Consider the following 19,642-nt stretch of genomic DNA (forward strand, 5'->3'; position numbering starts at 1 on the left):
ACGCATAAAAACGATCACCTGCACCCCCCGCTCCCGCCCCCCCGCACCATGAGGTTTCGCATGCCCTCCTCGGTCACCGCTCCGCCGGTCGTCCCGCCGCAGCCGGCCAGCAGCAGCGCCCTGGACCGGTTCTTCAAGATCTCGGAGCGCGGCTCCACCGTCGCGCGCGAGGTGCGCGGCGGTTTCGCGACCTTCTTCGCGATGGCCTACATCATCGTGCTGAACCCGATCATTCTCGGCAGCGCGAAGGACATGTACGGGCACCAGCTCGACGGCGGCGAGCTGGTCACCGCCACCGTGCTGTCGGCGGCGTTCACGACGCTCCTCATGGGCGTCATCGGCAACGTCCCGATCGCCCTGGCCGCCGGGCTCGGCGTCAATACCGTGGTCGCCCTCCAGCTCGCGCCCCGCATGTCCTGGGCCGACGCGATGGGCATGGTCGTCATCGCCGGTTTCATCGTGATGCTGCTGGTCGCCACGGGCCTGCGCGAACGCGTCATGAACGCCGTGCCGCTGGGCCTGCGCAAGGGCATCGCCATCGGTATCGGCCTGTTCATCATGCTGATCGGCCTGGTCGACTCCGGCTTCGTCTCCCGTATCCCGGACGCCGCCCACACCACCGTCCCGCTGCAGCTCGGCGCGGACGGCCACCTCTCCGGCTGGCCGGTCCTGATCTTCGCCGTCGGCACGCTGCTCACGCTCGCGCTGATCATCCGCAAGGTGCCGGGCGCGATCCTCATCTCGATCGTCGTCATGACGATCGTCGCGATGGTCGTCAACGCGGTCGCCACCGTCCCGTCCTGGGGCCTGACCACGCCGACCTGGCCGGGCAACCCGGTCGCCAGCCCCGACTTCGGGCTGTTCATGGAGGTCAGCCCGTTCGGCGGCTTCGAGAAGGTCGGTGTGCTCACCGGCTCCCTCTTCGTCTTCACCGTGCTGCTCTCCTGCTTCTTCGACGCCATGGGCACGATCCTCGGCGTCGGCGACGAGGCGAAGCTGATGGACAAGGACGGCAACTTCCCCGGCATCAACAAGGTCCTGCTCGTGGACGGCTTCGCGGTCGCCGCCGGTGGCGCCACCTCGTCATCGGCGACCACCTGTTTCGTGGAGTCCACGGCGGGCGTCGGCGAGGGTGCCCGTACGGGCCTGGCGTCGGTGGTCACGGGCGGCCTGTTCTCGGTCGCGCTGTTCCTCACGCCGCTCGCCACGATGGTCCCGTCGCAGGCGGCCACGCCCGCGCTGCTGGCGGTCGGGTTCCTGATCCTCGCCGGGTCGGTCAAGGACATCGACTGGAGCGACTTCACCATCGCGGTGCCGGCGTTCCTGGCGATGGTGATGATGCCGTTCACGTACTCGATCACCAACGGCATCGGCATCGGCTTCATCGCGTTCAGCGTGCTGCGGCTGGCGACCGGCCGGGGCCGGGAGGTCCCGGCGGCGATGTACGTCGTGTCGGCCGTGTTCGTCTTCTCCTACGCGATGCCGGCGCTCGGCCTTACGTGATCCCCGGGGTCGTGATCCCCGGGGTCGTGATCCCCGGGGTGGTGATCCCCGGGGTCGGGATCCCCTGGCTGGTGATCCCCTGGGGTGTGATCTCCCGGGTCGTGCGGGCCGGCCGGGCCGGCCCGTAGAACCTCTCCGTTTCGTCGACCGCCGCTTCGAAGCGTTCGTCGAAGTCATCGCGAATGAGCGTCCGGACCACATAGTCCTGGACGCTCATTCCGCTTCTCGCCGCGTGCTGCCGGACCCGGTCGAGCAGCTCTCCGTCTATCCGCAGGCTGAGCACTGTCGATCCCATGGCGGACAGGGTTGCCCTTCGCCGCGCACCCATGCGTCGCTTTTCGGCTGACTCTCACTCCTTCGGGTGACAGGGGTGGGCAGGCCGGAAACCATTGGTCTTTAGCTTGGGTAATGAGTTACGCTAAGGAACATGCCTGATCTGTCCCGAGGCGACGACCCGGTGGACGCCGCCGCTGTGAACGCGCTCCGCTCCGCCGTCATGCGGCTGTCCCGGCGCCTGAAGCACCAGCGCGTCGACGAGTCGCTGAGCCCGACCGAGATGTCGGTACTCGGCACCCTGGCCCGCTGCGGCTCCGCCACCCCCGGCGAGCTGGCCCGCAAGGAGCACGTCCAGCCGCCGTCGATGACCCGTATCGTCGCGCTGCTCGAAGCCAAGGGACTGGTCCGGCTGGAGCCGCACCCCGACGACCGCCGACAGAAGGTGGTCAGCCAGACCGAGCGGGCCGAGGCCATGCTCGAGGAGTCCCGCCGCAAGCGGAACGCCTGGCTGGCGACGCTCGCCGAGGGCCTGGACGAGGACGAGTGGGCCAAGCTGCGCGCCGCCGCCCCCGTCCTGGAGAAGCTCGCGCATCTATAGGACCGAGCCGAGGAGGCGAACCCTTTTGAGTACGGGACCCGGAGCAGACTCCGCCCCCGGACACAACCGCACCGACCCCGCCCACCCACCAGCCGCGCCCGCCAGGACGCGCCCAGCCGCCCGCCCGCCCCACACCCCCGGCGCGGCGCCCGCGCTACCCGCCACCCCCGGCCCGGCGCCCGGAGTGACCGCCGAGGTCCCCGCGCCACCCACCAGCCCCGGCTCGGCGCCCGAAGTGATCGCCGAGGCCCCCGCGCCCACCCGATCCGCCGCGACCACCCGCACCCCCGGCGCCCCCCGCCCGTCCGCCGCGCCCGGCGCCCCCCGTACCCCCGCCGCCCCCCGTACGCCCGGCGTGCCCGAGGCGTCCCGGAAGGGGACGTTCTCCTCGTTGGGGGTGCGCAACTACCGGCTCTTCTTCACCGGGGCGATCGTCTCCAACACGGGCACCTGGATGGCCCGGATCACGCAGGACTGGCTGGTCCTCAGCCTCACCGGTTCCGCCGCCGCCGTGGGTGTCACCACGGCCCTGCAGTTCCTGCCGATGCTGCTGTTCGGCCTGTACGGCGGAGTGATCGCCGACCGCTACCCGAAGCGGCGCCTGCTGGTGCTCAGCCAGGGCGCGCTCGGCCTGTGCGGTCTCGCCCTCGCCGTGCTCACGCTCTCCGGTCACGTCCAGGTCTGGCACGTCTACCTGGTCGCGTTCCTGCTCGGCATGGTCACGGTCGTGGACAACCCGGCCCGGCAGACCTTCGTCTCCGAGATGGTCGGCCCCGACCGGCTGCGCAACGCGGTCAGTCTGAACTCGGCGAACTTCCAGTCGGCGCGGCTCGTCGGCCCCGCCGTCGCGGGCCTGCTGATCGCCTCGATCGGCAGCGGCTGGGCCTTCCTTGTCAACGGCCTGTCCTTCTTCGCCCCGCTCACCGCGCTGCTGCTGATGCGCCCCGCCGAACTGCACAAGGCGGCGCGCGCCCCGCGCGGCAAGGGGCAGTTGCGCGAGGGCCTGCGGTACGTCGCCGGGCGGCCCGAGCTGATCTGGCCCATCGCGCTGGTGGGCTTCATCGGCACGTTCGGCTTCAACTTCCCGATCTGGCTGACGGCGTTCTCGGACGGGATCTTCCACGTCGGCGCGGGGACGTACGGCTTCCTCAACACCCTGATGGCCGTCGGTTCGCTGGCGGGTGCGCTGCTGTCCGCCCGGCGCGGTACGTCGCGGCTGCGGATGCTGGTCGGTGCGGCGGCGGTGTTCGGCGTCCTGGAGATCGCCGCGGCGCTGTCGCCGTCCTTCTGGCTCTTCGCGCTGCTCCTCGTCCCGATCGGCATGGTCGGCCTGACCGTGAACGTGACGGCGAACTCGTTCGTCCAGCTGGCGACCGACCCGGTGATGCGGGGGCGGGTGATGAGCCTGTACATGATGGTGTTCGTGGGCGGTACGCCGCTGGGCGCGCCCCTGCTGGGCTGGATCTCCGACACGTACGGGGCGCGGGCCGGCTTCGCCACGGGCGGTGCCGTCTCGCTGGCGGCGGCCGTCGTCATCGGCGTGGTGCTGGCCCGGGTGGGCGGCGTGCGGCCGCGGATCCAGCTGCGGCACGGCCACCCGCGGGTACGGTTCGTGCCTCGCGAACAGCGCCCGCCGGCCGCGCGGAAGCCAGATCCCGGGCCCGTACGGGAGCCGGGTCGCGAGTCCGAGCGGGCGCTCGCCCCGGCGGCGTAGATTCGCGCCATGAGGCTTTTCGCTGCCGTGCTGCCACCGCGCGTGGCGGTCGAGGAACTGGGAGGCGTCGTCGACCGGTTGCGGGCGCTCCCCGGCGCCGACGGGCTCCGGTGGACCGGCCGGCCTGGCTGGCACTTCACGCTCGCGTTCATGGGCGAGGTGGACGAGGCGCTGCTGCCGGAGCTCGGCACCCGGCTGGCGCGTGCCGCGCACCGCACCGCGCCGTTCCCGCTGCGCCTCCACGGGGGCGGGCGGTTCGGCCGCCGGGCCCTGTGGGTGGGCGCGGCGGGCGGCCTGGACGAGATGCGGCTGCTGGCCGAGCGGGCGGACGCGGCGGCCCGGCGCTCGGGCATCCCGATGGACGAGCACCGCCGCTACCAGGCGCACCTGACGGTGGCGCGCAGCCGTGTGGACACGGATCTGCGCCCGTACGTCGCGGAGCTGGCGGGCTTCGAGGGTGCCCGCTGGGAGGTCGCGGACCTGGTTCTCGTGCGCAGCAACCTGCCGACGCGCGGTGTGCCGGGCGACCAGCCCCGGTACGAGACGGTCGGTTCCTGGCCGCTGGGCCGGGGGAGCTAACCTCGAAGCGTGGACCCGAAGACCCGAAACCGGATCATGGCCGGTGTGCTTGTACTGATGTTCGCCATCATCGCCTTGGCGGCGGCACTCGGCTGACCGCCCGCGCCGCACCGGCCGCCGCCGTGGCGGGCGCCCCGTGGTCCGGCCGTGGCGGCCGCTCCCGTGGTCCGGCCGTAGCGGGCGCTCCCGTGGTCCGGCCGTAGCGGCCGCCCCCGTGGTCCGGCCGTGGCGGGCGCCCCGTGACGCGGTCGTAGCGACGCCGTGGTGGCGCCGAGGTGGCCGCACCCGGCTGACCGAGCGCGGCCACCACCCCCCGTGGCCCCCCGTTGTTCCTGTTGGTCCCGTTGGTCCCGTTGGACTCCTACGGGTCCCGCGGCGCTACCAGGCGAACGCCTCCGGCGACGGCCCCGGACCCGGGAAGATCGCGTCCAGCTCGGCCAGCACCTCGGCGGACAGCTCCAGCTCCACGGCCCGCAGCGCGGAGTCGAGCTGCTCGGCGGTGCGCGGCCCGACGATCGGCCCGGTCACCCCCGGCCGGGTGAGCAGCCAGGCGAGGGCCACCTCGCCGGGCTGGAGCCCGTGCTTCTCCAGCAGGTCCTCGTACGCCTGGACCTGTGCCCGGACCTCGGTATTGGCGAGCGCGTCCGCCGACCGGCCGGACTGCGACCGCGCGGTGCCGCCCTCCCGCTCCTTGCGGATGACACCGCCGAGGAGCCCGCCGTGCAGCGGCGACCAGGGGATCACGCCGAGCCCGTAGTCCTGGGCGGCCGGGATGACCTCCATTTCGGCGCGGCGCTCGGCGAGGTTGTAGAGGCACTGTTCGCTGACGAGGCCCATGCCGCCGCGCCGCGCGGCGGTCTCGTTGGCCTGGGCGATCTTGTAGCCGGGGAAGTTGCTGGAACCCGCGTAAAGGATCTTGCCCTGCTGGATCAGTACGTCGATCGCCTGCCAGATCTCCTCGAACGGGGTGCGGCGGTCGATGTGGTGGAACTGGTAGAGGTCGATGTAATCGGTGTTCAGCCGCCGCAGGCTCGCCTCGACGGCCCGCCGGATGTTCACGGCCGACAGCCGGTCGTGGTTCGGCCAGACCTCCCCGTCGGGGGCCATCGACCCGTACACCTTGGTGGCGAGAACGACCTTGTCGCGCCGGTCGGCGCCGCGCGCGAACCAGGATCCGATGATCTCCTCGGTGCGTCCCTTGTTCTCGCCCCAGCCGTACACGTTGGCGGTGTCGAAGAAATTGATACCGGCGTCGAGCGCCGCGTTCATGATGGCGTGGCTGCCGGCCTCATCGGTCTGGGGCCCGAAGTTCATCGTGCCGAGGACGAGTCGGCTGACCTTGAGTCCGGTGCGTCCGAGCTGCGTGTACTTCATGAACGTAAAGACAACGCCTTGGAGCGCGCTCCAAGCAAGGGCGCACGACGGGCGCGGCGGCGCGCGGTGACGCGACGCCCCCGCGCGGCTGCTCAGTCCCGGGGGAAGTCCCCGGTGCCGAGGGTGAGCCCGACGGGGGTGCCGGTGAGATCGACCGGCTCGCCGAACACCGATCGTGCCTCGAACGCGTACTCGCCGTCCTTCGGCTGACCGTGCACGACCCACTTGCCGGTGTACGGGTCGACGATCAGGTAGACCGGGACCCCGGCGGCCGCGTAGGCGGCCTTCTTCGGTCCGTAGTCGTTCATACCGGTGCTGCGCGAGACGACCTCGGCGACGAACAGCACGTCCTCGCAGCGCCACTGCCCCTTCTCGTTCTTGACGGCGTCCTCGGCCAGCAGCGTCACGTCGGTCGCGAAGCCGTTGAGGTGACCGGGGTAGTCGATCCGGACGTCGGACTTCACCCGCTTCCGGGGGTACGCGGTCCTGAGCTGGTCGTAGATGTCCGCGATGATGTCCCAGCGGGTGTCCCGCTGCGGCGACATGAAGATGTGACCCCCGACGATCTCGGCCTTGTATCCCTCGGGGACGCCCATCCGCTCAAGCGCCTCGAACATCTCGTCCAGGGTGCGCTCGTCGCTGTCGTCGGCCATACAGGTCCTGTCGTTCGCTACGACGGTCATGGTGGCGCTCCTCCCCGCCGCCCCGTCCCCGGTGCGGCCGCGCACTTCAACGGTACTCAGCGTGACGTCGACACGCCCGTGGCGCGGACTCGCCAGGGCGGGACCGGCGCTGCGGGTCCGGGCGTTGATAGCGTGGAACGGGCAGTACCAAACCGGCGCAAACCCGAGCAAACGGAGCGCGGCCTGTGACGACGACCCTCGCCCTCGGCCCCGACTGGCTGTCGCCCGACCACCTGATCAGCACGTACGGCCTGATCGGCATCCTGCTCATCGTCTTCGCCGAGTCCGGTCTCTTCGCCTTCCTGCCGGGCGACTCGCTCCTCTTCACGGCCGGGCTGCTCGTCGCCGAGGGCAGCTACCTCACCCAGCCGCTGTGGCTGGTGTGCACGCTGATCGTGGTAGCGGCGGTCCTGGGCGACCAGGTCGGGTACACGGTCGGCCGGTTCTTCGGCCCCCGGATCTTCAACCGCCCGAACTCCCGGCTGCTCAAGCGCGAGAACCTCGACAAGGCGCACGGGTTCATGGAGAAGTACGGGGCGAAGGCCATCGTCCTGGCCCGGTTCGTGCCCATCGTGCGGACGTTCGCCCCGATCGTCGCGGGCGCCGGACGGATGCGCTACGCCACGTTCCTCACGTACAACGTCGTCGGCGGCATGCTGTGGGGCGCGGGCGTCACGATCGCCGGGTACTTCCTCGGCCAGATCGACGTCATCAAGAACAACATCGAAGCGATCCTGGTGCTGATCGTGCTGCTGTCGCTGGTCCCGATCGTGATCGAGCTCGTCCGGGGCCGCGCCCACGCCAGGAGGCGCCGCCGCGCCACCACCGCCGACGCCCGCGCCGCGCACCCCGCCGACCGCGTCTGACCGTCACCGTCACCGTCACCGTCAGCGCTGGTGGTGCGGCCGGAGACCAGCAGCCCGGAAACCAGGTGACGTACGGCTTCTCGGCCTCGGCGGCGCACCGCGTTCTCCGTACCCGCGCGGAAAGCTCCAGCGCCTCGGAGCCGGTCTCCGGTGTCGAGTTCCCGCCCTTGTGACGGCACGTCTCGCTGTGTACGAGATGGAGTCATGACTGAGCCGAATCCGAGCGACGAACAGCCACCGTCCCCGCGAGGCCCTTCGGCGGACGAGGCCCCCCGTTCATCCGCCGCTAGCCCGGACGGGCCCGCCACGCTCCCGGCTCACGCCGTTCCACCGATGCCCGCCGGCCCACCGCCGTCTCCCCCTGCGCCGCCGATGCCCGCCGGCCCGCCCACGTCTCCCCCTGCTCCACCGGTGCCTGCCGGTGGACCGAGCCGCAGTCCGTGGATGTTACGACTCCAGGCACTGACCGGACGTCAACGGATGTCGCTGATCGCCGGGACCGGTGTCGTCGTGGTGGCACTGGTCGCCGGCCTCCTGTCGCTGACGTCCTCCGGGTCCGACGAGGCTCGGGCGGAGAAGCAGGCTGCCCAGCAGAACCTCAAGCCGTTCCGGGAAGCCGTCGATGATCTGGCCGTGGCCCCGGGGCTGCGCTACAAGGACACCTCGGCCTTCGGTATCACTGAGAACGAGATCACCGTCACCGCTGGCGGCAGCCAGTTCGGTGCCACCTCCTCCGGGCGGAACGACAACGGCCGGGACGTGCTGCGCATCGGCGGCAAGACGTTCACGCGGTGGCAGGTCGACCCCGCCCCCAGGGAGGACGTGGCGGCGGGTGCGAAGGCGTCGCCCAGCGAGTGGACCGTGGGGCTGGACGACGGCTCCGAGCTGCTGGACGAGGCACTGGCCCGCACCATCGCCCCCTCGAAACTCGCGGCCGTACTGGCCAAGGCCCTGGACGACCTGGAGAAGTCGCCGCCGGCGGGCAACGGGTCGCAGACGTCGAGCACGTCGGGGCGGCAGCAGCTGAGTGTGAACGGAACGCCGGCCCTCGGCATCGACACGTCGGCCGGTCGCCTGCTGGTGACGAAGCGGAAGCCGCACCGGGTGCTGCGGCTGGAAGGCTACGACCTCCGCGAAAGCCTCTCCGACATGAGGGACCGGCTTGAGAACGGGGAGGTTCCGGCGGCCCCGCGCAGGGTGACCACCGGTCCGCTGGCGTCCGGCGACGGCGAGGGAATGGACCTGACCCCGGTCCTCGCCGACGCCGCCGACAAGATGCTCGACACTCTGGTCGCGTACGCGGACCAGCTCAAGGACGCGACCGACAGAGGCGTCACCTTCACTCTGGACGGCGCGGGCGGGATGAACTGCGGTCCCTCGGGCTGCACCGCCACCCAGAACTTCACCGGCGCGGTGTCGTCCATCGCCCGGCGGGAACGCGTCACCAAGGGCGAGGTCACCGCCGTGCTGAGCGCGACCTTCACCATCGACGGCAAGCCCGCTGGGCGGTGCACCAGTCCGCAGCGCGTCTTCCCGGTCCGGGGCACCAAGGTCTCGGGCACGCTGAAGTGCTCGAACCCGGGAGCGGGACCGCTGTACTCCTCGGTCGCGGCTCGCTACAAGGCCCAGGCCCAGGCGGACGCCCGCGCTTGCGGCTGCACCGTCCGCTACTCCATCCCACTTCGCGCCAACACCCTGATCGACGCCAGGGCCCTGGCCGCGGTGGAGGTGCAGAAACTCGTCGACCGTGCGGAGCGGGAACGCGACGCCGCGAAGTGCCGCCCACCCGGCGGCTACAGCCAGAGCGGTTCCACGCGGGAGCACGGTGCGGACGGCAGCCGCGCGTACTACACCGGCACGGCTGCGGCCTCGCTTCTCGCTGACGACCGCCTGGTCACGGTGTACCACTACACCGACAGGGACGGATACAAGGCCATCAGTGCGTGCAAGCCGTACTACATCAAGCCCGGAAGGTCCAAGAACGGTCCGGGGCCGTTCTTCACCACCCGCAGCCCGGCGGACCTCACCTCTCCCAACGCCTTCAAGAAGCTGGGGATCACCAAGGCGAAATCGCAGTACGTGATGGAGCTTCAGGTTCCCAGGAATGTGCTCAAGGAACTCCGGGGCAACCGAGGAGATTTCATCTTCACCATTCCGGGCGGGGCTACGGTGGACCGCGCCAAGGTCAGGTACTTCGGCCCCACTTCTGCATGGAAGGATTCATGATCACAGGATATGACTCCGTTCTCGTGGCTCACGGTCCCGTCGCTCCGGCGATCGAGCGGTTCTTCGACCGGTGGTCCGCGCGGTGGCCACAGCCACGGATCGCGACGGACAGCGAGGGCTCCGGCGAGTTCCTGCCGTGGGCTCCCGGGGCGATGACATGGGCGGAGTCCACGGACCACGTGCTCGTGGCACGCGACGAGGAGATGCTGAGGCACTGGGACGAGTCCGGTTACGCGCTCGACGCCCGGGGAGAGGGGCCCTTCGCCCTCATGTACAAGCCAGCGGAATGGCGGACCCTGAAGGCCGTAGCCCTCGAAGACCCCTACGTCCGCACCAGTAGCGGCTATGAGCCGTACGAGATCACGGTGGCCGGCTCACAGCTGTGGATGGTCACCGTGGTCACCCCGGACGAAGAGGTGTTTCGCAGATCCGTCGTGGACACGTTGACGGCATGTTTCTGAACCGTGGTCACGGGCGTGAGCAGTTTCGGTGCGGGAACCCCGAGTGAAAACGATGTCGCCGGGGTTCGTCCACCTCGGACGGGCTTCGAGCTGACGGGGGACGGCTCCGGAGCGCGGTTCCGGAGGTCCGACGTCGCCCGGCTCTCCGGGGCGCTTCCCCGACTGCGGACGCACCCTCCGAAGGGGCCGCGCCCACGCCCAGCTCCCCCGCCTGGACGACTATCTCGCCGGGCGACGGGCGATCGCGGCTCGTATGTGCGCCGCGCTGGACGGGGTGCCGGGAATCCGTGCTCCGCACGTGCCCCCTGGGGCGGGGGCGTCGTGGTACGCGCTGCCGCTGCGGTATGAACCGGCGGTCTTCGGCGGGCTGCCGCTCCAGCGGTTCCTCGACGCGGTGTACGCCGAAGGAGCCACCGAGGCCGACCAGCCGGGCTCGACGTGCCCGCTGAGCACCCATCCGCTGTTCCAGCGCCCCGGGGACCTCCTGCCTCGCTACGCTGGCCACCGCGGTCACGCGGTCGGCGAGTTCCCGGCAGCCGAGGCCGTGTACGCCACTGTGCTCAAGCTGCCGGTGTGGCACCGCGAGGCCGACATCCACCTCGCCGACGCCTACACCACGGCCATCACCAAAGTCGCCGACCACCACAAGGACCTCCTGTGAGCTCGTCGCCCGCCACCACCGCGCTTCTGGAAGACCTCGCCCACGCTGCCGAGCGCGACGGTGTCGACAAGACTGTCGTCGGCGCCGTCATCGCCGGGCCGGACGGCGAGGTGCTCCTGCTGCACCGGCCGGCCGACGACTACCTCGGCGGCCTGTGGGAGCTGCCTTCCGGTGGCGTGGACGAGGGCGAGACCCTGATCGAAGCCCTGCGGCGCGAGGTCGCCGAGGAGACCGGGCTGACCGTCGAGACCGTCGGCGACTACCTCGGACACTTCGACTACCGCTCCGGTTCCGGGCGGGCCACCCGCCAGTTCAATTTCACCGCCACCGTCACCGAGGGACCGGTGAAGCTCACCGAACACGACGCCCACGTCTGGGCCGACACCGACCAGCAGAGGCAGGTCTCCAGCGCCGTTCAGGCCGTCCTCGCCACCTGGCACCGCAGCCGGGTGGCTTGACCAGCTCGACCGGCCGGGCCCCGGCCCCACCCGCACCCGCGTGGTGCGGCCGGGGCTTGCTCTCCGAGGCGGTCGACGGACATGGCGCCTCCGGCCGCGTCGGGGCCCCGGCGGTGGTGGTCAAAGCCGGGTCAGGCGCTCCAGCATGAACTCGGTGTCCTCGGCCGGAGTGATGACGAGCGAGCCGACCCGGTAGCGGCCCGGTTGGACGTTCAGCCGGAGGACGTCCGCCTCGCCCACCTCGTCGCCGCGCGCCGCCGAGTCCAGCACCACGTAGCGGCCGCCGAGCGTGACCTCGACGCCCGCGTCCTGCCAGCCCGCGGTGCGCGCGGCCCGCTCCACCGCGTCCTCCAGGCCCCGGTCGTCGTCGGCGGCGATCCACCGTACGAAGGTCATCGTGGGCGCGTGGTACGCGACGGGGAGCGGCTCGCCGCCCAGCGTGAGCACGTCGCCGCCGACGGCGCCCGGCAGCGTGATCCTGCCGACGTACTCGCCCGCCACGGCGTCCGCCTCTGTGCCGTCCCAGTCCTTCAGGTACGGCTCAGGGCATACGGCGTAGTACCCGAAGTCCGTCTCGTCCAGCCACCGCATCGTGCCCTCCAGCCCTCGCCGGCCAGGTTACGGAACCTCAGGTTCTCCGCAGAGAACGGGGCACCTCCTTGCCGACGCGGCCGGGGCGGTGACACGGTGGCGCGAGGAGCACGGGGCACGGGGCACCGGGGGAACGGAGGGGGTCAGCCATGCGCGCACAGGGCCTGATCGTGGCTGTGGCGGTCGTTGCGGCCGTGACGATGACCGGCTGCTCGACGGCGGCACCCGAGCCTCCCGAGACGCTCGCGACGGCGTCGCCGGTACGTGCGTCCTCGCCCGTCCCGCCCCCGTCTCCGGCCCCCTCGGTGGGCCTGCCCGATCTGGAGCCGAACGAGACCGTCATCGTCAGCCAGCCGCAGACGAGCGGCAGCCGTGCCCTCGAGTTCCCGGCCGGTACGCGCGGTGACGCGCTGATCGTCTCCCTCGACTGCGAGGGTCCGGGCACCGTCCGGGTGACCCTGCGCCCACTCGGCACCGCCTTCCCGGTGACCTGCACGCCCGGCGAGGTCACCGGCACGCACCAGCAGATCGCCGTGCCCGGCGCCCACCGCGAGGGCGTCGTCTCGGTGGAGGCGCCCTCGGATGTCCGCTGGTCGCTGACGGTCGGCCGGGGCGAACCGGCCCGCCCCGACGGGTCCTGAACCCGGACGCCGACCCCCACGGCACGCGTCTGATCCGGTCCGGGTGAGTCGCAGGGCCGAACGCGTGACGTGCCCGGCTTCGACGCTCGGAGCGGCCGGTACGCGGCGATCCATGACGAAGACCGCACCCCCCGATCCGGAGCGAAGGGAGCCGAGGCATGCCACGAGCGTCGGTCAACGGCGTCGAGCTCTGTTACGAGGTGAGCGGCGACGGCGATCCGCTCGTCCTGGTCCACGGCTCCTGGGGCGACCACCACAACTGGGCCTCGATCCTGCCCGCCCTCTCCGCGAGGTACCGCGTCCTCGTGTACGACCGGCGTGGCCACAGCGAGAGCGAGCGCCCGCCGGGGCAGGGCTCGCGGTCCGAGGACGAGGAGGACCTGGCGGGCGTGATGGAGACGCTGGGCCTCGCCCCCGCGTACGTCGCGGGCACCTCCTTCGGCGCCTCGATCGTGCTCGGTCTGGCGACCCGGCGCCCCGAGCTCTTCCGAGGGCTCGCCGCGCACGAGCCTCCGCTCATGGGCGTCGTGTCCGACGATCCCGAGCTGCTTCCGTCGATGGCGGCGGCCGAGGCGCGGATCGAGTCCGTCCTCGGTCTCCTCCGCGCGGGTGAGACCGTCGCAGGAGCGCGCCGGTTCGTGGAGGAGGTCGCCTTGGGCCCGGGAATGTGGGACCGCCTGCCGGACCGGCTACGCGAGACGTTCCTCGACAACGCCCCCACGTACCTGGACGAGCAGGCCGACCCCGCGTGGGCGAACCTCGATCTCGGCCGGCTCTCCGGCTACACCGGACCCGCCCTGCTGACCCACGGCACGGAGAGCCCCCCGTGGTTCGGCACCATCGTCGCCCGGCTCGCCGAGGCGCTTCCCCGAGCGCGGACGCACACCTTCGAGGGGGCCGGGCACATCCCGCACATCACGCACCCGCAGGACTACTCGGACCGTCTGCTCGCCTTCCTGGAAGAGAACGGCCGTCCCGCGTAGTCACCGGGGGCGGCGCGCGTGGTCAAGGAACCGGCGCGCGCGGTCAAGCCGGAACGGATCGCGGCTGGGGAGGATGTGTGGGGGCAGGAACGGACTGCTCCGCCGCACCGCACCCGTGCAGACGTAAGGAGAACGAGTTCCACATGCTGAGCCGCCTCAAGAGGACCGCTGCCGGACGCCGTGTGAAGCGGGTCGCCGCAGCCACCGCCGCGACTGCCGTCATGGCCACCGGGCTGGTCGCCGTCACCTCGCCCGCCCACGCTTCCACCAACGTCAGCTTCTCCTTCACGAAGCACAAGGACGGAAGCGGCGAGATCCTCATCCAGCGGAACGGCGTCGCCGGAGCCGTGAAGTGGGCGGCCGACCCGGGCTCGCTGCCCCTGTGGATCGACAAGGGCGACACTCTTTACGTCAGTGACCAGTACAGCGACGGGTACGCCATCAGGGGCGAAGTCGTGCACGCCGCCGGAACACCGAAGTACTACCGCTCAGCGAGCACGTCCGGCCACAAGGCCCCTTACAGCGTCCAGAAGACCGAGAACGTGGCCGAGGGCCGCAAGCTCCAGCTCCGGGCGTGCATGCTTCAGGGATCGAAGGTCATCCAGTGCAGCCCGTACTACGCCATCCACGCCTGAGCGTCGACCGGTCACCGTCCCCCTGACGGGGAGGGCGGTGACCGTCACGGCAGCCGGGCCGCGTAGACCAGGTCGAAGCCGTCGTACCCCTCTCCGTCGAGGTGTTCTGCCCGTACGAGCCCGGCCCGCACGGCCACCCGCCGCGACGCGACGTTCGCCGGGCGGACGCGGGCGATCAACGGCAGGCCGGGCACGTGCCGCCCCGTCCAGTCGGCGACCGCCGCCGCGGCCTCGCTCGCGTACCCCTGGCCCCACGCCGACGCGGCGAACCGGTAGAAGAGGTTCAGCACCCGCATCCCGGCCAGCTCCATGGGCTTCACCCCGCAGAACCCGAGAGGCGTGGCGTTCCCGTCACCGCGCGGCCGGACCACCCAGTACCCGTACCCGTGCCGCTCCCACTGCGCGTCCCAGCGCCGGAACAGCGCCTCGGCCTCCTCGCGGTCGGCCAGCGCGTCGGACGGGTTGTGCAGACACGTCGCCGGGTCACTGTGGACGGCGAACATCGCGTCGATGTCGCCCGCGCCCGGCCGCCGCAGCGACAGTCGGGCGGTGTCCAGTACCGGCCGGGTCACCGCCCGAGCCGCTGGACGAACGCGGACCAGGCGGTGGGGGAGACGGCGAGGGCGGGCCGGGCGGTGTCCTTGGAGTCCCGGACGTGCACGGTATGGGGGCAGACGGCGACCTCGACGCAGTCGCCCTGCTGGTCGCTGCTGTACGAAGACTTGGTCCAGGCGAAGGCGACCTCCACGCAGTTGCCGCCCTGGTCGCCGCTGTAGCTGCTCTTGAACCAGTTGAGGTCGGTGCTCATAGCTCTCGTGCCACCTGTTCGATGAGTGTCGCGGAGTCTTCGGGGTTGAGGGCCTGTGCCCGCAGGATGCCATAGCGGGCGAACACATCTCCTACGTCCGGCTGTTCGCTGAGAAAGTATCGGCCGCCCTGCCCTTCGACGTAGACGAGTTGATGGCGACGCTCGGCTGTCTCAAGCAGTACGAATGGACCGCTGAGCCCGGCATGTGTCTGCCGGTCCTCGGGCATGACCTGGATCTCGACGTTACTGAGCTTTCCGATGTCGAGAATGTGCAGGAGGTTTTCCTTGAGGACCTCAGGACCGCCGATGGGTCGCGTGAGGGCGATCTTCTCTAGTACGAAGCTGACGAGGGGCGCAGGCTTGCGGTGGAACACCTCTTGCCGAGCGAGCCGGGCCACTACCGAGGCTTCGATTTCATCGTCTAGGGGTGGGCAAGCGCAACGGAAGACAGCCCGTGCATACGCCTCGGTCTGGAGAAGTCCGGGGATCAGGTGGTTCTCGTACTTGTGGATACCGGCCGCCTTCGCCTCCTCCACGAGGTAGTCCTCGAACCAGGCAGCGATTCCACTCGCCGTCATCTCCTCCGCGACCTCCAGAAGTGCACCTTGTGCACCGAGCACCTCGTCGGCGATACGGACGAAGTCGCCCCTGGCGCGGCGCTCCCCGCGCTCGATCATCGCCACCTGCGACTTGGAGTACTGGGTGTGTTCGCCCAGCACCTCCTGCGACACCTTGGCCCGCAGGCGGTGGAAGCGCAGCAGCCGTCCGAATGCCTTCGCGGCTCCGGGGCTGCCATTGCCTCCGATGTTCCCGATGTTCACACCCGACCTCCCCAAGTGCACAACCCGACACAGAAGTCCTGTGGCGCTGGTCACAGTAGATCCCGGCCGTAAAGCTGGGCGCATGAATCTGCGCAAGTCACTTGACAAGGTGCCTTCTTGGGTACCCGCCACCGGGCATGCCCTCCTCCGGGTGGGCGATCACTTCGACGCCGTACGGGTCGTGGGGCTGCTCGGTGAGGACGTGGCGTACCGGCTCATGGAGTTCACCGACTTCCGCGCCGGGCCGATCGTCCGGGAGGCCGGTGGGGGCCGGAGCATGTACTTCCTGCTGCCGCCGCGGACCGCCGCCGCGTACGCCTGGCCGGACGGGGTCACGGCGTTGGGGGCGGAGGGGCGGGGTGTGGCCTTCGTGGGGGTGCCCGCGTTCGAGGGGCTGACGTGGCCGCTGGGGTGGAGGTCGCGGCCGACGGACGAAGTTCCGTTCGTGGAACCGGACTTGTTGTACGAAATGGTTCACCATGCGGTAGCGTGACCGTGGCACTACGCTCCGTAAAAACGGAGCGGTCCCCGGCGGTGCGCCAACACCAATCCGGGGACCTTCACCTACTAGTGGAATCCAGGTCCACCAAAGATGCTTCGGCATGCTATCGCGCCCGTCCGGCGCTTTCTCAAGGTCTCGCACGACGTCGTACGGCATCCCCGCCTCGGCAGCGACGCGAAAATTCTGCTCCTGTACGTGGAGGGGCTCCCCGACAGCGAGGCCGACAAGCCCCTCAGTGAGCACGCGGCCCGGCTCGGCATCAAGGGCCGGGCGTACCAGCGCGCCAAGGACCACCTGATCGTGTGCGGGTTCTTCCACGAGTGGCGGTGGCAGACCAACCGTGGGCGCTGGATGACGGACCAGCTCCTGTCGAACGTCACCCTCACGCGTGAGGAGGCGAGCCGCCTGCGGGACGGGGCACCGCCGAGTGCGCGGATTCCGACGGTCGGTGTGCCGGGGCCCCGGAATGTCGGTGGCTCAAACCCGGTAGACGAAGAACGATTGAAGAAACTTCCCCACCCACCACCCGAAGAGACCGGCGAACGCGACGAGCCCGGTGAACGCGTCGAACGCGATGAACGCGTCGAACGCGGCGAAGGGGCGCCCGAGGAGCCGCCCCCGGCGGAAGCCGCGACTCGGGCGGCGGGTGCCGAGCCTCCGGCGGTTGCCGCGCCACGCCCGGTGGGCGAGAGTTCGGCGGACGCCGGGCCTCCGGGCAGCGTCGAGCCCCCGTCGGCTGAACTCGCCCTCGCCGAGCGGGTGCTGCTCTCGCTCCGCCACGTCAGACGTGACCTGCTCCTGGGCGTACGGGAAGCGCGCCTCCTCGCGGACGCGGCGGCCGAGTGGCTGCGGCGTGGCGTCTCCGCCGCCGAGCTGCGGCACGCGCTGACGTCCGGGCTGCCCGCCGGGGGCGTCACGTCGGCGGTCGGGTTCCTACGGCACCGGCTCGTCCACAAGCTGCCCGTACCGGAGGCCGCGTCGTCCGTACCGCCGCCGGAGCCGCCGCCCAGAGGCCCCGTACCCATGGTCACCTGCGAGGGCCCTGGCGCCCCGCACGCGTTCCGGCCGCTCTACGGCGAGGCGATCTGCCCCCGCTGCAGCCAGGAGGCGGCCGCCCGCGAACAGCCCCCGCGCCCACCGTGGCGGGAACTCGTGGCGCAGCTGGCCGCGCAGCCGCCGGACCCGGTGGGGGCGTGATCGCCGTACCGCGCGACCCACGCGACCCGCGCGACCCGTGCGCCCCGCGCTCGGCGACATCACCGCCGCCGAGGTCGCCGGGGGCGGCGGTGAGGGCCGGGACGTCGCCCTGTCCCGGCCCTCACCCCGATCGCGTCGCCCCTCCTAGCGCGTCGGGCGCCTCGGCCTCACAGCACCACCAGGACGCTGACGACCAGCGCCAGCAGGGTGATCACGGCGAAGAACGCCCGCGTCCGCCAGTGCGGGATGCTGACCAGCCTCGTGCCGCCCGTCACCGGCAGCGGGGTGTTCCGGTGCCGGTGACGCAGGTTGGCGATCTTGATGCGGGTCACCGTGTGGTGCCAGATCAGCGTGCGCTCCGGGTCCAGGCCGCACGCCGTCAGGAAGATGTGCAGCCACTCGGTCGTAGGCAACTCGTCGCCGTTCAGGACGTGCGAGAACGTGGCGCCGGAGATCGGGTAGAGAGGCTGGCTGCGCTTCTCCAGATCTCCTATCGTCAGGTTCTTCTCCGTGACCAGCTCCCGCATCAGCGACAGCACGTCCCGGGGCGTCGTGCACAGCGCCAGGGCGGTGTGCATGTGGTCCACCGTCGGGCTGGTGACCCGCTCCAGCTCGTCCGGCTGGTGGTGCTCCATGAACTGCTGCACCAGCGCCAGCAGACCGTCCGGCTGCGCCGGTATGGCGGCGTTGGGGTCGCGGACGATCCGCCTGCGCGGCCTCGGCAGCCGTAACGCGCCCGCCGCGCCGGGGCGGAGCCCGCCCGCGCCCTCCGCCCGGTCGTCCCCGCCGGCCTCCGTCGCCTCGTCCTCGGCCCGGACGGCCGACTTGCGGGACTCCTCGCCCGCCGCGCGGGCCATCGCGTTGCGGTGCAGCCGGATCCACATGCCGAGGTCGCCGGTGTAGCCGCAGCCGCGTACGAACGCCTCCACGATCTCCCACTTGGGTACGCCCCGCCCGGACGCCGCCGTGGACAGCGCGGCGGCCGAGTAGTGCGACTTGACGGCCAGCTCCTTGTAGGTGAGCCGGACGCGGCGGCGGAGCGCCCGCATCTCGCGGGCCAGCTCCGCCACCTCCATCGGCGTGCCCGCCGGGATCTCGTTCTCAGGCCGTGCCATGGCCGTTCCCGGCGGCGGGCCGCCCGGAGCGGTACCCGTAGGCCCGCTGAACATGACGCTGACCGCCCCGGTAGAGGCGCCGGTGCCGGGCGTGGCGCGGCTCGGCCGCCGGGGGCGCCGCCGCCGCGCAGAACAGGTGGCGGAGGTCGACGTCGTGGGCGCCGTGCGGGCGGCGGCAGCGGGCGTAACCGCTCGTACGGGCGGCGGACCCGGCGCGCGGCCGGTGGCGGTCGGGCGCGGGTCGCTCCCGGCCGTCCGGGTGGTCCGGGCCGCGACCGTCCGGGACGTGGCCGTGGGGGGCCTGAACGTCGCGGGCCAGGCCGTCGCGGGCCAGGCCGTCCGGGAGGCGGGCGCCCCGGCCCACAGCCTCCCGGCCCACGTCCTCCCCGCGCACGGGTTCGGGGCCCACGTCCTCCCCGCGTACGGCCTCGGGGCCCCCGGCGGCCCTGGGGCCCGTCACCAGCTGGAACAGCCCGTCGGCCACGGTGCCGCCGACGAACGCTCCGATGAGGACGGAGGTGTGCGGGTCCATGCCCAGAGTGCTGGCGAGGAAGCCGGATCCGGCACCCGCGACGTTCGCCGTGCAGGCGGCGACGGCAATGCGCCGTCGCCGCTTGTCTCCTGAGTGCATCTCAATGTCCTGTTCCGAGGGGCCCCTTGGGCGCCCTCGTCTGTCCTACAGGGATGCGAAGCGAGGGCGTCCACATGCGACGCCCTCGCTTCGGGACCCCTCCTCCTCGGAGGCTCACTCGGGAGACTCCGAGGAGGAGAGGCGTAACTGGCCTGAGTGCGTATGCAGTTGTGTACGAGCGCGGGACTGGCCTGCGGCGCGGCGGTGAGGCTCCAACCCCTCAGTGAGCTTCTTCAGCGTTGCAACTCCAGGGTGAGGACGGCCTTGGCGATTGACGTCATGCGGTTGGGGCTGCAGCGGGACCTGCGGAAGATCCGCC

The 19,642-nt window shown here is 71.2% G+C and carries 21 protein-coding genes and 3 pseudogenes; 14 read left to right on the plus strand and 10 right to left on the minus strand.

Annotation, left to right across the window (positions count from 1 at the left end; all coding sequences use genetic code 11):
• Positions 1–60: 60 nt before the first annotated feature.
• The gene (locus ACGF5U_RS27615) at positions 61–1,503 is read left to right on the plus strand and encodes an NCS2 family permease (RefSeq protein ID WP_392716688.1); all 1,443 of its coding nucleotides are present in this window, start codon (positions 61–63) and stop codon (positions 1,501–1,503) included.
• A gap of 121 nt (positions 1,504–1,624) precedes the next feature.
• Here the strand turns inward: ACGF5U_RS27615 and ACGF5U_RS27620 are convergent.
• Positions 1,625–1,798, minus strand: a pseudogene (locus tag ACGF5U_RS27620) (ribbon-helix-helix protein, CopG family); the annotation flags it as partial.
• A 132-nt stretch (positions 1,799–1,930) separates the two neighbouring features.
• Here ACGF5U_RS27620 and ACGF5U_RS27625 point away from each other — a divergent pair.
• The 3 genes from ACGF5U_RS27625 to thpR all read left to right on the plus strand — a co-directional run bounded on the left by ACGF5U_RS27625 (position 1,931) and on the right by thpR (position 4,670).
• Positions 1,931–2,377 carry a MarR family winged helix-turn-helix transcriptional regulator gene (locus ACGF5U_RS27625; protein WP_392716686.1) on the plus strand — a complete coding sequence of 149 codons (447 nt, stop codon included), beginning with the start codon at positions 1,931–1,933 and terminating at the stop codon, positions 2,375–2,377.
• Between the two features lie 355 nt (positions 2,378–2,732).
• A complete protein-coding gene (locus ACGF5U_RS27630; RefSeq protein WP_392716947.1) occupies positions 2,733–4,091 on the plus strand; it encodes an MFS transporter in 1,359 nt (452 codons plus the stop codon).
• 9 nt (positions 4,092–4,100) lie between these two features.
• Positions 4,101–4,670, plus strand: coding sequence for an RNA 2',3'-cyclic phosphodiesterase (gene thpR / locus ACGF5U_RS27635; RefSeq protein WP_392716684.1), 570 nt, complete (start codon positions 4,101–4,103; stop codon positions 4,668–4,670).
• A gap of 378 nt (positions 4,671–5,048) precedes the next feature.
• On the opposite strand, the gene ACGF5U_RS27640 is transcribed toward thpR, so the two are convergent.
• Together ACGF5U_RS27640 and ACGF5U_RS27645 are read right to left on the minus strand one after the other, a co-directional pair.
• Complete coding sequence (locus ACGF5U_RS27640; RefSeq protein WP_392716682.1) at positions 5,049–6,044, minus strand: aldo/keto reductase; 996 nt, start codon at positions 6,042–6,044, stop codon at positions 5,049–5,051.
• 92 nt (positions 6,045–6,136) lie between these two features.
• Positions 6,137–6,727, minus strand: coding sequence for a Uma2 family endonuclease (locus ACGF5U_RS27645; protein ID WP_392716680.1), 591 nt, complete (start codon positions 6,725–6,727; stop codon positions 6,137–6,139).
• 185 nt (positions 6,728–6,912) lie between these two features.
• Between ACGF5U_RS27645 and ACGF5U_RS27650 the strand changes: the two genes are divergently transcribed.
• The 5 genes and pseudogenes from ACGF5U_RS27650 to ACGF5U_RS27670 all read left to right on the plus strand — a co-directional run bounded on the left by ACGF5U_RS27650 (position 6,913) and on the right by ACGF5U_RS27670 (position 11,399).
• Positions 6,913–7,593, plus strand: a complete 681-nt coding sequence (locus tag ACGF5U_RS27650) for a VTT domain-containing protein (RefSeq protein ID WP_392716678.1) — start codon at positions 6,913–6,915, stop codon at positions 7,591–7,593.
• A gap of 444 nt (positions 7,594–8,037) precedes the next feature.
• A complete protein-coding gene (locus ACGF5U_RS27655) occupies positions 8,038–9,819 on the plus strand; it encodes a hypothetical protein (protein WP_392716676.1) in 1,782 nt (593 codons plus the stop codon).
• Complete coding sequence (locus ACGF5U_RS27660) at positions 9,816–10,280, plus strand: hypothetical protein (RefSeq protein WP_392716674.1); 465 nt, start codon at positions 9,816–9,818, stop codon at positions 10,278–10,280. Before ACGF5U_RS27655 ends, ACGF5U_RS27660 begins: the two co-directional genes overlap by 4 nt.
• A 208-nt stretch (positions 10,281–10,488) precedes the next feature.
• A pseudogene (locus tag ACGF5U_RS27665) lies at positions 10,489–10,941 on the plus strand (DegT/DnrJ/EryC1/StrS family aminotransferase); the annotation flags it as partial.
• Positions 10,938–11,399: an NUDIX hydrolase gene (locus ACGF5U_RS27670; protein WP_392716672.1), complete on the plus strand. Its 462-nt coding sequence runs from the start codon at positions 10,938–10,940 to the stop codon at positions 11,397–11,399. The pseudogene ACGF5U_RS27665 and the gene ACGF5U_RS27670, both read left to right, overlap by 4 nt.
• A gap of 120 nt (positions 11,400–11,519) precedes the next feature.
• On the opposite strand, the gene ACGF5U_RS27675 is transcribed toward ACGF5U_RS27670, so the two are convergent.
• On the minus strand, positions 11,520–11,990 hold the full coding sequence (locus ACGF5U_RS27675; protein WP_392716670.1) for an Imm21 family immunity protein: 471 nt from the start codon (positions 11,988–11,990) through the stop codon (positions 11,520–11,522).
• Between the two features lie 149 nt (positions 11,991–12,139).
• Between ACGF5U_RS27675 and ACGF5U_RS27680 the strand changes: the two genes are divergently transcribed.
• The 3 genes from ACGF5U_RS27680 to ACGF5U_RS27690 all read left to right on the plus strand — a co-directional run bounded on the left by ACGF5U_RS27680 (position 12,140) and on the right by ACGF5U_RS27690 (position 14,249).
• Positions 12,140–12,631: a hypothetical protein gene (locus tag ACGF5U_RS27680; protein ID WP_392716668.1), complete on the plus strand. Its 492-nt coding sequence runs from the start codon at positions 12,140–12,142 to the stop codon at positions 12,629–12,631.
• A gap of 158 nt (positions 12,632–12,789) precedes the next feature.
• A complete protein-coding gene (locus ACGF5U_RS27685) occupies positions 12,790–13,614 on the plus strand; it encodes an alpha/beta fold hydrolase (protein ID WP_392716666.1) in 825 nt (274 codons plus the stop codon).
• A 143-nt stretch (positions 13,615–13,757) separates the two neighbouring features.
• Positions 13,758–14,249, plus strand: coding sequence for a hypothetical protein (locus ACGF5U_RS27690; protein WP_392716664.1), 492 nt, complete (start codon positions 13,758–13,760; stop codon positions 14,247–14,249).
• Between the two features lie 44 nt (positions 14,250–14,293).
• Here the strand turns inward: ACGF5U_RS27690 and ACGF5U_RS27695 are convergent, their stop codons facing one another.
• Genes ACGF5U_RS27695 through ACGF5U_RS27705 form a run of 3 tightly spaced genes read right to left on the minus strand, consistent with a single transcriptional unit; the run spans position 14,294 to position 15,878 of the window.
• The gene (locus tag ACGF5U_RS27695; protein ID WP_392716662.1) at positions 14,294–14,821 is read right to left on the minus strand and encodes a GNAT family N-acetyltransferase; all 528 of its coding nucleotides are present in this window, start codon (positions 14,819–14,821) and stop codon (positions 14,294–14,296) included.
• Complete coding sequence (locus tag ACGF5U_RS27700) at positions 14,818–15,057, minus strand: DUF397 domain-containing protein (protein WP_392716660.1); 240 nt, start codon at positions 15,055–15,057, stop codon at positions 14,818–14,820. The genes ACGF5U_RS27695 and ACGF5U_RS27700 overlap by 4 nt, the downstream gene beginning before the upstream one ends.
• Positions 15,054–15,878 carry a helix-turn-helix domain-containing protein gene (locus tag ACGF5U_RS27705; protein WP_392716658.1) on the minus strand — a complete coding sequence of 275 codons (825 nt, stop codon included), beginning with the start codon at positions 15,876–15,878 and terminating at the stop codon, positions 15,054–15,056. Before ACGF5U_RS27705 ends, ACGF5U_RS27700 begins: the two co-directional genes overlap by 4 nt.
• A gap of 82 nt (positions 15,879–15,960) precedes the next feature.
• On the opposite strand from ACGF5U_RS27705, the gene ACGF5U_RS27710 reads away from it, so the two are divergent.
• Together ACGF5U_RS27710 and ACGF5U_RS27715 are read left to right on the plus strand one after the other, a co-directional pair.
• Positions 15,961–16,371 carry a hypothetical protein gene (locus ACGF5U_RS27710; RefSeq protein ID WP_392716656.1) on the plus strand — a complete coding sequence of 137 codons (411 nt, stop codon included), beginning with the start codon at positions 15,961–15,963 and terminating at the stop codon, positions 16,369–16,371.
• 99 nt (positions 16,372–16,470) lie between these two features.
• A complete protein-coding gene (locus tag ACGF5U_RS27715; RefSeq protein WP_392716654.1) occupies positions 16,471–17,577 on the plus strand; it encodes a hypothetical protein in 1,107 nt (368 codons plus the stop codon).
• Between the two features lie 167 nt (positions 17,578–17,744).
• Here the strand turns inward: ACGF5U_RS27715 and ACGF5U_RS27720 are convergent, their stop codons facing one another.
• The 3 genes and pseudogenes from ACGF5U_RS27720 to ACGF5U_RS27730 all read right to left on the minus strand — a co-directional run.
• On the minus strand, positions 17,745–18,692 hold the full coding sequence (locus ACGF5U_RS27720) for a helix-turn-helix domain-containing protein (protein WP_392716652.1): 948 nt from the start codon (positions 18,690–18,692) through the stop codon (positions 17,745–17,747).
• Positions 18,679–19,323 carry a hypothetical protein gene (locus ACGF5U_RS27725; protein WP_392716650.1) on the minus strand — a complete coding sequence of 215 codons (645 nt, stop codon included), beginning with the start codon at positions 19,321–19,323 and terminating at the stop codon, positions 18,679–18,681. The genes ACGF5U_RS27720 and ACGF5U_RS27725 overlap by 14 nt, the downstream gene beginning before the upstream one ends.
• 233 nt (positions 19,324–19,556) lie before the next feature.
• Positions 19,557–19,642: pseudogene (locus ACGF5U_RS27730) on the minus strand (IS5/IS1182 family transposase); the annotation flags it as partial.

The sequence above is a fragment of the Streptomyces sp. NPDC047886 genome, assembly GCF_043204435.1.
In the GTDB taxonomy this organism is placed as follows: Bacteria; Actinomycetota; Actinomycetes; order Streptomycetales; family Streptomycetaceae; genus Streptomyces.